Genomic DNA, 13,228 nt, shown 5'->3' with positions numbered 1-13,228 from the left:
AAACACAATAACAATGGAATATACCCGAAACCCGCAAAGTTACGGGTATTTAGCCGGAGGTTTTATGCAGGAAAATATATTTCAGTTTAAAGCATCCCTTGCGCAAAAACGTTTATGGTTGCATGAACAACTCGAACAAAAATCCGCCATTTATCACATCACAACTGCGCTGGTGCTTGAGGGACATTTGGATATACCGGCACTCACACAGGCTACCAGCGATATGGTGGAAAGACACGAGTCTTTTCGCACAGGTTTTGTGTATCAGAATGGCTCACTTTATCAGTGTTGCCATGAATCCGTATCTTTACCGCTGGTCACGGTTGATTTGTCTATGCTGAGTGAAGAAGAACAAAAGCAGCGTTTACAGCACGACAGTCAGCAACCGTTTGATTTACAGCAGGCTCCGTTATTGCGTTTTACTCTGTATCAGTGTGGAACTGAACACGGGGAGGAGCGTCATTATCTGGTAATGGTGCTGCACCACATTATTTCAGATGGCTGGTCTGCCGGTATTATCAGCCGTGAACTGACAGCATGTTATAACGCACGGCGACAGGGCAGATTCCCCGAATTGCCGGAGTTACCCATACAGTACATTGATTATTCAGAATGGCAGCACGAGCAGCATGAAAATCCTGCATTAGCTGAATCGTTGGTATGGTGGAAAGAAAAACTGTCCGGTATTGAGCCTATCGCACTGCCTTTTGATTATCCACGCCCCAGCCGTCTGAGCCTGCGCGGTAAAACGCACTGTTTCGCATTATCGCCTGAACTGACACAGGCACTGGATCGACAGGCACGTCAGCAAAATAAAACCCTGTTTTCCACGCTATTAAGTGCATTTTACCTGCTGCTTTATCGCTACAGTGGTCAGACTGATCTGGTTATCGGTTCGCCGGTCTCCGGGCGTGGGCAGTTGGAGCTGGAAGGTATTGTCGGATTCTTTGTCAATACACTGGTTTACCGGATTGAGCTGGATCCTCATGCTAATTTCACTCAATTACAGACGCAGGTTTTTAATACTGTACTTGATGGTTTATCCCACCAGCGGGTGAGTTTTGAACAACTGGTGGAAGCTATCAACCCCAGACGGGATCTGAGCTATGCTCCGCTGTTTCAGGTCATGTTTGCCTTTGATAGCTCAGACTCTGCCGGATGGCAGTTAGATGGAATCAAAACCACGCCATTCACGGTTGTGGGGGATTACGCTAAATTCGATCTGACGCTCTCGATGGAAAAAATCTTACAGGCCGATGGCAGAGAACAATTGCAGGGCACATTTGAATACAGTACTGACCTGTTTGATGAAGCAACGATTAAACAGGTTGAGGCTAATTTCTGCTTTTTGTTGCAGGAAATAGCCCGGAACGCCCATGCTGCGCTGACTGAGTATCAATGTATCAATGAAGCGGAAAAACAGTGGCTACTGCAAGAATGGCCACGCAGCCTGAACACTCATCCGGTGACACAAACCTTACATCAGGCATTTGAGCAACAGGTAATGCGTCGTCCGCAGGCTATTGCTCTGAGCACTGACAATGGCAAGACGCTCACTTATGAACAGCTTAATCAGCGGGCCAATCAACTGGCACACCATATTTTGAAAATCAGGCAGCAAACGGAGGGAACGGTAGAATCAACGCCATTGATCGGCCTTTGTCTGGAACGTGATGAGGAGATGCTGGTTGCTATTCTGGCCGTATTAAAAGCAGGGCTGGCTTATGTACCCATCGATGGCAGCCATGCACCGGAACGGGTTCGTTTCTACGTTGAAGATGCGGGTATTCAGCTGGTTATCGGCACTCCTGTATACCGCACTCTGTTTGATCACGAAAAAGTGGATTATCTCTGCATCGATACTGAAAAAACCTTTATTCAGACTATGCCGCTGGATAACCCTGATATGGCCTGTCAGCCTGATGCACTGGCTTATGTGATTTATACCTCCGGCTCTACCGGTGTACCGAAAGGCGTGGAAATCCCGCACGCCAATGTCATGCGGTTATTCAGTGCCAGTCAACGTCATTTTACCTTTAGTGAAAATGATGTCTGGACACTCTTTCACTCCTGCGCGTTTGATTTCTCGGTATGGGAAATATGGGGGGCATTACTGCACGGCGGACGTCTGAGCATTGTGCCTTATTGGACCAGCCGGACACCGGGCCATTTTTATCAGTGGGTACAACAGGAAAAAGTGACCGTGCTGAACCAGACGCCTTCTGCTTTCCAGCTATTTATGGCGGCTGATGAACAATTAAATAAAGAGGATAAAAACGGAATAAATTCACCTCTGTCGCTGCGTTATGTGATTCTGGGAGGAGAAGCGCTGGAGCCGGCTAATTTGTTGGGCTGGTTTAAAAAACATGGCGATGAGCAGACTGAAATCATCAATATGTATGGCATTACTGAAACGACAGTACATGTGACCTATCGCAGGATCAGGCAGGCAGATGCCTTGCAGGGAGGAAAAAGCCCGATTGGTGAAGCGCTGGACGATCTGGAGATTTTTTTACTGGATGGACAGGGCAGGTTGTCACCGCTGGGAGCTGTAGGAGAGATATACGTTGGTGGTGCCGGTGTGGCTCGCGGCTATTTGAATCGACCTGAACTGACGGCCCAGCGTTTTGTCGATAAACGGCAGTTTTTCCCGCAGGCAGAAGCAGGGCAGCGGTTATACCGGAGCGGGGATTTAGCACGTTTGCGGCGGGATGGGGCACTGGAATATCTCGGACGTGCTGACCATCAGGTGAAAATCCGGGGCTTTCGCATTGAGTTGGGCGAGATTGAAACAGCCCTGAAACGTATTGATGAAATAGAACAGGTGGTCGTGATGGCTTACCAGAACGAAGCTGAGCATACTTCGCATCTGGTGGCGTATATTGTGCCGGCGGGAACAGGTTCGGCTGAAGCATTGTCTGTCGATATGCTCAGGGCTGAACTGAAGCGTACTCTGCCGGACTACATGCTGCCATCTGCCTTTATTTTCCTTGATGCCCTGCCACTGACCAGTAATGGAAAAATTGATCGCAAAGCCCTGCCCGCGCCACAACAGGTACGTCCGCAACTCGCCAGTGAATATCGGGAAGCTCGCAATGAAACCGAACGTGAATTGCTGAAGTTATGGCGGGAAACATTGCCGGTATCGCGGATTGGCATTCATGATAACTTCTTTGCGCTGGGAGGCGATTCCCTGCGAGGTGTCCAACTGACGGGTAAAGCACAGGAGCAGGGCTGGCTGCTGACGCTGGCTGATCTGTTCCAGCACCAGACAGTGGCAGAACTGGCAACCCTGATTGATGAACGTCGCAAAGAACATCAACTGTCAGCGCAAAGTATTGCACCATTCAGCCTGATATCAGAGAAAGATCGCTTGCATTTACAGGCGCAGGCACAGGAAAGATCGCAAAAAATCGTTGATGCCTACCCGCTCAGCCGGATGCAGGCGGGTATGTTCTACCATATGAATATGTCACCGGATGCCAACGTATATCATTGTACCGGAACGTCTCATCTGCGTATTAACGGGGCGTTTAATGAGCAGGCATTCAGGGAAGCAACCGCTCAGACCGTGGCAGCCCATGATGTACTACGCACGGCGTTTGATATGGAGAATTACAGTGAGCCGTTGCAATTGGTCTATGACTTTGCTGAATTACCGATTGTTGTAGAAGACTTGCGTCATTTATCGGAACAAGAGCAGGATGTGCGGGCAAAAGCATTGCTGGAAGCAGAACGGGTGAATCCGTTTGATCTGCTGAATCCGACCCTGCTGCGTTTCTTCATTCAACTGCGCACTGATAACTCCTTCCAGTTTACGATGACCGAATGTCATCCGGTCTTTGATGGCTGGAGTTATAACACCATGATTGTGGAAGTCTTCAATCGTTATGCCACGCTGACAGGACAGACAAGCTGGCAGGCACCGGATAAAAAATCGCTGGAGTATCGTGATTTTATTGCACTGGAGCGGGCTGCCATTGCCGATGAACAACAAAAAAATTACTGGGCCCAGAAACTGGATGACTGCACCATCCTTGAATTGCCACGTAAACAACATACGGAGGGTATTCAAAGTGCTCATCCCCCTGCAACCAGCCCGAAACTGAAATCTGTTTCCCTGACGCTGGATAGTACTGTTTATCAGGGATTACGTCATTTGATGCTGCAACTTGGCGTCCCGCTGAAAAGCGTTTTGCTGGCAGGGCACGTCAAGGTCATCAGTATTTTCAGCGGGGAGAATGATATTCTTACCGGGATCAGCGCAAACGGACGCCCTGAAGCGCAGGGAGGAGAGCATCTGTACGGCCTGTTCCTGAATATTCTTCCATTCCGTCAAATCCTGACATCTGTCTCCTGGAACGAGTTAATCCGGCAGGTCTTTGCTAACGAAATTGAAGCAATTCCGCATCGTCGTTATCCATTAGCCGAAATTCAGCGCCAGTTCGGTCAGCAGCCATTACTGGATGAGGTGCTGTTTAACTATATTGATTTCCATGTTTACGGCCAGATGGCAGCGGAAGTGGGGCTGGAAGTGGTGGACAGGCTGCATACGCAGGACGTTTACGAAGGCACCCATTTTACACTGGATGTCCATTTTCAGCATCTTACGCTCTCTTCGGCGCTGGCCAGTGATCAAATCTCCATCCAACTTGATTACGACGAAAATAAAATCAGCCGTGGATTGGTATCAACGATGGCGGAATGCTATATCGCGGTATTTACGGCGATGGTGGCAGATCCACAGGCATTGCATTGCGCCAATCATTTCCTGCCAATGGTACAGCAACAGAAACTGGAAAATTTCAGTCAGGGAGATGCTGGCTATCAGGGGCCAGAAACACTGGCTGGATTATTTGCTGAACAGGTAGCCCAAACACCGTCTGTGCTCGCGGTTGAATTCGGGGAGCGGCAGCTCAGTTATCTGGAGTTACACCAACAGTCCAACCAGTTAGCACATCTGCTGGCAGAAAAAGGGGTGAAACAAGGACAGTATGTGGCGCTATTGCTGGGGCGCAGTGTTGAATTGATCGTTTCGATGCTGGCACTGGTAAAACTCGGCGCGGTTTACCTGCCACTTAATACCGACGACCCGGATATCCGGTTGATCGAGCAGATAGAAGATGCTCAGTGTGATTTGTTAATCATTGATAGGCGGGTAACAGACCGGTGGCTGCCTGACACTATGCCAGATCTTCCGCCTGTTTTATGGCTGGATGAAGAACAGTCTGCACTGGCACAAATGCCGGTGAGTGATCTGCCGGATTACCTGAATTCTCACGCAGAACATCAGGGCGGTCTGCCTGCTTATATCATGTACACTTCTGGCTCTACCGGTAAACCGAAAGGGGTATTGATCGGGCAAAAAGGTATTATTCGTCTGGTTAAAAATGTCAGCTATATTGATTTCCACGCCTTTAAGCGTTATCTGCAACTGGCTTCCGTCAGTTTTGATGCTTCAACATGGGAAATCTGGGGACCGTTACTGAATGGCGGTTCAATAGTGATCTTCCCGCAAGGTGTGGTTTCTGTCCTTCTGCTGGAAAAAATCATTAAGGAATCGCAGATAGAAAGCCTGTTCCTGACGGCATCCTTGCTTAATCTCATCGTTGATGAACGCCCCCAGCTATTGCAACCGGTAAAACAATTGATTTCCGGTGGTGAGGCGATGTCATCATGGCACGCAGCCCGCATTAAGGAGCGTTATCCTGAACTGATCCTGATCAACGGTTATGGCCCAACGGAAAATACCACGTTTACCACCAGCTATCGTTATCGGGGAACCGAAGGTCATAGTGTGCCAATCGGCAGACCGAATGAGGGCAATCAGGTTTATATCCTTGATAGCTTCCTCCATCCTGTTCCTGTTGGTACTGCGGGGGAGCTATACATTGGAGGTGAGGGGCTGGCGATAGCTTATCTTAATCAGGAAAACATCTACCAAACCCTGTTTATTGAAAATCCATTTGATAAATCCCTCTCAGACCGGCTGTATAAAACCGGTGATCGCGGGCGTTTTCTGCCTGATGGCAACATTGAATACTTGGGGCGTATTGATGACCAAAACAAGATCAGAGGTTATCGAGTGGAAACCGGGGAAATTGAAGCCGTCCTGTGCAAACATCCGGATGTGGAACGTGCAGCGGTTCGGGTGATTGAGGAAAACCGGGGTAAACGGATCGCGGCTTATATCGTTCTGCATGTCGGACAGGCTCTGAATACGATGGAGCTGCGTAATTATCTGGCGGAAAGGCTGCCACGTTACATGATACCGGCCTATTTTCAGGCTCTCTCTTCTCTGCCACTGAATGCAAACGGCAAACTTGATATTGCCCGATTGCCACAGGATATCCCACAGCAGGCTGCTTATCATGAACTGAGTAACGTTTCCCCATTAGCGGAGACGGTTCCCGCTGTCGCTGAGGAAAAAACCAATGTACTGACCGATCCTGTCGTGCTTGCCATTCAGCAGGTCTGGGCCGAAGTGCTGGACATGGAATCTCCCGGTTGTAATCAAAACTTCTTCGATCTGGGGGGAGATTCACTGCTGCTGGCCCGTGTTCATCTGAAACTGCATGCGCTGGGTTATACCCGACTTTCCATTATTGATTTACTGAATTATTCCACCATTCACCAGCTTGCCCGCTTTATCAACGGAGGGCACGGACAGAGTGAAAACGCAGGAACTTCATCGGCCATGAAGAGGATGCAGGGTGCTAAAGAAACCAGTCTGAACAACATCACTGATGGTCGTCAGCGTCTGGCGGAAATGCAGAAAAAAATGCAGCAGAAAAGGTAGCCGGAAGATGAATAGTGGGAATGAGGAATAACGGATCATGAATAACACCGATGGTAATAACGTTCAGAGGGAACAGGCAGTGGAATCAGTGTCTGATTTGGAAATGCACGGTTTTGAAATCGCCATTATCGGTATGGCGGGACAATTTTCCGGCGCGAGTGATGTTGAACAATTCTGGCAAAATATCGCGGCGGGAGTTGAGTCTGTCAGGCCATTGACTGATGCCGAACTGGATGCAGAAGGAATATCAGTGGAGGCCCGTTCGCGGGCCGATTTTATCCGCAATGTTTCCGTGCTGGAGCATCCTGAAGATTTTGATGCTGAGTTTTTTGGTTACTCTCCGCGGGAAGCTCAGGCGATAGATCCACAGCAGCGCTTGTTTCTGGAAACGTCATGGCTGGCATTGGAAAATGCCGGTTATGCAGCGGAAAAGTTTCAGGGACCAATCGGCGTGTATGCCAGCAGCTCCAGCAGCAGCTATTTTATGAATTATCTATTGAATCATCACACTGCCGAAGGGCCGTATTTATCGGACATGCTGCTATTTGGCAATAATAACGATCTGCTTTCGACACGGGTATCCTACAAGCTCAATCTGCGGGGGCCGAGTTTCACTATCGGGTCGGCCTGCTCCAGTTCAATGGTGGCGATACACTATGCCTGCCAGTCTCTATTAGCCGGAGAATGTGACATTGCACTGGGCGGAGGTGTTCACGTTGGTTTTCCCTCCCACAGTGGCTATCACTTCGAGGGCAGCGGCATTCTTTCCCATGACGGGCATTGTCGAACTTTCGATGCTGAGGCATCCGGTACTCTGAGCGGTGATGGCGTTGGTGTTGTGGTGCTGAAACGGTTACAGGATGCACTGGATAGTGGCGACCATATTTATGCAATTATTAAAGGTTCTGCGGTCAATAACGATGGGGCCGAGAAAATCGGTTTCACTGCGCCTTCGGTAACTGGTCAGACAGCGGTTCTTCAGCGCGCATTGCTGGTGGCAGACGTGGCACCAGAAAGTATCAGTTATATCGAAGCTCATGGTACAGCCACGCACCTTGGCGATCCGATGGAAATGAAAGCCCTGCTCAGTGCTTATGAGCAGCCGGAAACAGGGCAGACGCGCTGTGCGGTGGCTTCTGTCAAAGCGAATCTGGGGCACGTAGACTCGGCGGCAGGCGTGACGGGCGTAATGAAAGTTGCACAGATGATGATGCACCGTTATCTGCCACCGGCGGTCAACTTTACCCGCCTCAATCCTGAAATTAATCTGACCGGTTCAAGATTCTATATACCGACAAAAGGTGAAGCGTGGCAGTGTCAGGGCGTACGCCGGGCGGGTGTCAGTTCCTTTGGTATTGGAGGAACCAATGCCCATATGATTTTGCAGGAAACACCTTATACTTCCCCGTCAGGCCCGTCTCACCCGCAACAGTTGCTCTCTTTTTCAGCCAAATCACCGCAAGCATTACAGGCAAAGTTACTTAACTTCCGTGATTGGCTGGAAAAATCTCCCCGACTGCCATTAGCTGATATCGCTTATACCCTGCATGTCGGCCGTCATGAAATGGATTATCGGCATAGTCTGGTATGCCATGATCACATCAGCGCAATTGCGGCGCTGGATAATTATTTATCCCGGACAGCACAGGAAAATACGTTACGTACCGTTGCTTCGTCGGTCATTTTTATGTTCAGCGGGCAGGGCGCACAATACCCCGGAATGATGAAGGGGTACTACGATCAGGAGCCAGTATTCAGGGCCGCAGTGGATAGATGTGCGGAGATAATGCTGCCTTTGCTGGAGCGTGATATCCGTCCGTTAATCTTCGATACGGCTGAAGCGAATAAAACCCCGGCGTTATATCAGACACGTTATACCCAGCCAGCTCTGTTTGTTGTCGAATATGCGTTGAGTCAGTTGCTGATGGCATGGGGGATACGTCCTACGGCTTGCATCGGTCACAGCATCGGAGAATATGTTGCCGCCTGTATTGCGGGTGTTTTCACTCTGGAAGATGCAGTGAAGATTGTGATCAGGCGGGCTAACTTAATGAATCAGATGCCTGCCGGAAAAATGCTGGCGGTAGAACTTAATGAAAGAACATTACAGGGCTATCTCACTGAGGGTGTTACACTGGCTGCTTATAATGCGCCTGAACTTTGTGTGGTATCCGGCGAAACAGAAGCCATACTGATGCTTGAAGCGCGTCTGTCGGAGGATAATATCGAATCCGGTACGCTGCATACTTCCCATGCTTTTCACAGTGCGATGATGGATGCGTGTCTGGAGCCGTTCAGACAGGCATTTGATGGCATAACACTATCAGCGCCAGAATTACCCTTTATTTCTTGTGTAACGGGAACATGGATCACTGCTGAACAGGCTATGTCGCCGGATTACTGGGTACGTCAATTGCGTGAACCGGTTGCGTTCAGTCAGGGAGTGGCGTGCTTATTGTCTCAACAGGAAGTTACTTCAGTCTCCCATATACAGCAATCTCAATCACAAAAAACCTCACCTTCAAAAGCGCCAGTTTTACTGGAAATGGGGCCGGGCAGTGCTCTGACCGGACTGGCAAAAATACAGCTTACAGGTTCAGCGGCACATCAGCGGGTGTTCAACAGTACCCGAAGTATCAAACAAACTATCCCGGACAGACAACATTTACTGAATCTATTAGGGCAGCTATGGCAACAGGGGGTATCTGTCGACTGGTCTGCATTTTATCAGCCACAGAAACGCCACCGCCTTCCTCTGCCCGGATATACATTCCAGCGTCAGCGTTACAGTCTGGATTCATGGATTAGTGATACCTCGCATAAAAAGGCTTCTCATACCCGACAGACGGCTTCAGATAACGGGCGGTTGCCACTGGAGCAGTGGAGTCACCAGATCCGCTGGAAACAGATGCCCATACCGGTGGCAGATTATGCCCGGTTAAACGGGCAGGTTTTCCTGATTTTTATGGACGGTTCAGGAGTAGGCAAACAGCTAACGGCTGAACTGACACAATTAGGTGGTGAAGTCTGGCAGGTGATACAGGGCGGACGTTTTAAAGCAGATACAAACACACGTCAGGTCATCATCAATCCGCAGAGCAGCGAAGACTATCAGACATTGGCGGATTTATTTAACAGCCGGAAAGTGAAGGTCGCTCACATCATTCATGCCTGGTCAATAACGCGTTCAGCTTCCATTGCATTGAACACGGCCTTTACCAATTATGAATCTCTGTTGCATATCGCCCGGCAATTTGCGGTAGACCGATTAGCAACAGATGGAATAGATGAGGATCAACTGAAAACGGTTTCACTAAAAATAGATATCCTCTCCAACCGACTGCATTCGATTACAGAACAGGACAGAAACGATCCGGCTAAAGCGCTGCTGCTTGGCCCATGTCGTGTCATTCCAAAAGAGTTTGAACAGGTGCAGTGCAGGAGTATTGATATTGCCCTGCCTGCTCGCTGGTCACTGCCTTTACTGAATCCTAAGCCGTCTGATGCCGTAATATCAGCATTACTGACAGAGATCCTCAGACAGCCGGAAGAACAGGAGGATCAGGATAATATCGTCGCGCTTCGCGGAAGGCATCGTTATGTTCCGTTGACTGAAACCGCAGTTTTACCCGCGACGGCGTCCCCGCTATTAAGACATGGGGGAAACTACCTGATTACGGGCGGATTTGGCGGTATTGGAGCCACAATAGCACTCTATCTGGCGAAGCATTATCAATCCCATTTGATTTTCATCAGCCGCAGTGAATTACCGCCCAGTAATGAATGGTCAGACTGGCTGGAAACTCATGATGCAGACAATAAGCGCTCACGCCATATCCGTTTGTTACAACAGTTAAAGCAGATGGGCGCGTCTGTTTCAGTCATTTCTGCCGATCTGGCGGATGCTTCAAGAGTCAACAAAGCACTGACCGATGTTGTTCTCCAGTATGGGCAAATCCACGGGATCTTTCATTGTGCAGGTATTGCCGATGGCGGGCTGATCCAGAATCGCAGATTCGAAGACTCACTTCAGGTATTCCGGTCAAAAGTACTGGGAACACAGGTTCTGGATAACTGGTTTAAACGTCGCCCACTGGATTTTTTCGTTTTAAGTTCATCACTGGCATCCCACATAGGTACAATCGGGCAGGTCGCTTATTGTGCAGCCAATGCTTTTGAAGATGCTTACGCTTTATCACGTCATCAACTTGTTTTAGATGAGAAAAATTTCAGTAAGTCACATTCAGGCAGGAAAAAAACGACCCGCTATCTTGCTATTGGCTGGGATGCATGGCGTGAGGTAGGAATGGCTGTGGATAGCCTGCGTCAGTGGTATCAGGATAATGAAGAACAAGAAAGTATCAGGCACGGTATTCTGCCGGCAGAGGGTTGCCGGTTACTGGAATTATTACTGTCACATGGGGACAGTGTTTATGCTGTTTCTACCCGCGGCTTACCGTTACCGGATACTGACCACACGGTGGAAAACAATATCCCAGCGGAACAGGACCAAAATACGGCAAACACGGGCGAGCAGAATCTGTATCCCCGCCCGATATTAAGTGTCGCTTATCAGGCTCCCCGCAATCAGACGGAAGAAATTATTGCTGATATCTGGCAGGAAAAAATGGGTATAGGCCCATTAGGGGTGTTTGATGATTTCTTCGAACTGAATGGTCACTCACTGATGGCAGTGCAGATCATCGCAAAAATTAAACAACGGTTACAGGTGGTATTTCCTGTCGGGTTTATTTACGAGCACTCCACGATTGAACAATTGGCTGAGCAGGTCAATCTGCGTAACAAGGTGCAGCCGGACAACCTGACAGGCAGTTCGGAGGAAAGGCGATGATAGCCAAAATGCACAGAGTCAAGGCCGCCAGGAACTCGCACGGCACCGGGAATAACAAGCAGGGAAACTGGTTCCCGTTGGGATATGCCCAGCACTGTTTCTGGTTTGTATCTACTGCACTGGGGGATACAGCTAACAATCAGGTTGGTATTCTGATTGAAGGAGAACTGCGGATAGCGGTGCTGGAACAGGCTATCAATACGCTAATCCAGTCGCATATTTCCCTGCGCACGGAAATACTGGATTACGCACCAATGCAGCGGCTTTGCCAGATGCGGGAGTTTGATCTGCCGCTGTTGGATCTGTCAGCTTATGATGCCGATAAGCAGGAACAACAGGTGACTGAAAATAGCCAAAAATTCCTGCATACGCCATTTAACCTCAAATCGCCTCCCCATCTGCGGGCACAGATTTTCCGGTTGGCAGAATCAAAACATGTATTGTTTTTATGCTTTCCTCACATTGTGGCGGATGGCGGAGCCATCCACTTGTTTGAGCAACAGCTCTGGCGGCTTTATGAACAGGGATGTCACGGGAAAAAAAGCCAGTTAAATTTACCTGATCAAATGCAAATTGATGAATGGGTCTGTTATGAGCGGGAAACCCATCATCAACATGGTCAGCAAGATTTGGCTTTCTGGCGGCAGCATCTGAAGGGATATCCTTATGCGCGTTTTCCTGCTCGCTATCTCAACCAGAATACTCTGACCGATCATGAGTTTTACCTGCCATTTCCTGAAAATAGCTATGACTTGCTGGACAGGCTGGCTAAACAGCAAAAAGCAACATTGCAGATGGTTTTTCTGACATTGGTTGCAGAGGTGATTTACACCATGACAGGGCAGTCCCGTTTCTCGCTGAATTCAGTGCTGGAAGGCAGGGAACAGCCCGGAAGTGAAACATTGATGGCACCCATGCTGCGTGTTATGCCGGTGCCTGTCAATCTGGACAGCCTAAAGGATAGAGAAGGAAAAAATGAGGCGACGACAATTGCTTTATTGGAACAGGTCAGGGAAAAGATTTTATCGGCCTATGACCACATGGAATGCCCGTGGAGTTTGCCGGTAGGTGTACTGGCTGAACAGCGCTGGCATAGCAGCCCCGGTATTTATTCTCTGGCAATCCGTGCAGGTAGCTGGCTTTACAGCAAGGTATTCCGGCGTGCCCGGCTCTACCCGCATTTTCTGGCTGATTTTTTGTTTATGGAACCCAGACCACCGCAATCTATCATTCGCCGAGCCAGACGCAGCGTAGAAATTTCACAACCAACGATAAACATTAATATATTACAGGATGTATTCAAATCTGAGACGTCGGGTAGCAGGCTGGATGGGTTACGCCTGAGCAGCTACTGGAAAAGTGAACATCGGGAACATCAGGCGTTGCCCGGTCAGGCCATTTCTACCCAATGGGAAAATGACTCTATCAATATTTACGTCACACTTTCTGAAGATAGCAAACCAATCATGCAAATTAACTGCTGCTGCTTTAATCAGGCAGGGATGGCCTGTTTTACCGGATTGCTGAAGGAAAAACTATCTTCTCTCTCCCAACTTATCACTGAATGAGATACAGAG

The 13,228-nt window shown here is 49.0% G+C and carries 3 protein-coding genes; all 3 read left to right on the top strand.

Annotation, left to right across the window (positions count from 1 at the left end):
* The first annotated feature begins 64 nt into the window (after positions 1-64).
* The 3 genes from Xsto_RS00455 to Xsto_RS00445 are packed head-to-tail and all read left to right on the top strand — an operon-like array spanning position 65 to position 13,219.
* Positions 65-6,799 carry a non-ribosomal peptide synthetase gene (locus Xsto_RS00455; RefSeq protein WP_099123755.1) on the top strand — a complete coding sequence of 2,245 codons (6,735 nt, stop codon included), beginning with the start codon at positions 65-67 and terminating at the stop codon, positions 6,797-6,799.
* Between the two features lie 37 nt (positions 6,800-6,836).
* Entirely contained in the window at positions 6,837-11,651 is a 4,815-nt protein-coding gene (locus Xsto_RS00450; RefSeq protein WP_244590306.1) for a type I polyketide synthase, read from the top strand.
* Positions 11,648-13,219: a condensation domain-containing protein gene (locus Xsto_RS00445; RefSeq protein WP_099123754.1), complete on the top strand. Its 1,572-nt coding sequence runs from the start codon at positions 11,648-11,650 to the stop codon at positions 13,217-13,219. Before Xsto_RS00450 ends, Xsto_RS00445 begins: the two co-directional genes overlap by 4 nt.
* Positions 13,220-13,228: the final 9 nt, after the last annotated feature.

This window comes from Xenorhabdus stockiae (assembly GCF_002632825.1).
GTDB lineage: Bacteria > Pseudomonadota > Gammaproteobacteria > Enterobacterales > Enterobacteriaceae > Xenorhabdus > Xenorhabdus stockiae.
The sequence above is the reverse complement of the archived record's forward strand: the minus strand, read 5'-3'. Positions and strand labels throughout refer to the sequence as shown.

What these genes read in the sequence shown, in the direction of transcription:
- Xsto_RS00455 (WP_099123755.1), top strand. Translation starts at nt 65, where the DNA reads ATGCAGGAAAATATATTTCAGTTTAAAGCATCCCTTGCGCAAAAACGT.
- Xsto_RS00450 (WP_244590306.1), top strand. Translation starts at nt 6,837, where the DNA reads ATGAATAACACCGATGGTAATAACGTTCAGAGGGAACAGGCAGTGGAA.
- Xsto_RS00445 (WP_099123754.1), top strand. Translation starts at nt 11,648, where the DNA reads ATGATAGCCAAAATGCACAGAGTCAAGGCCGCCAGGAACTCGCACGGC.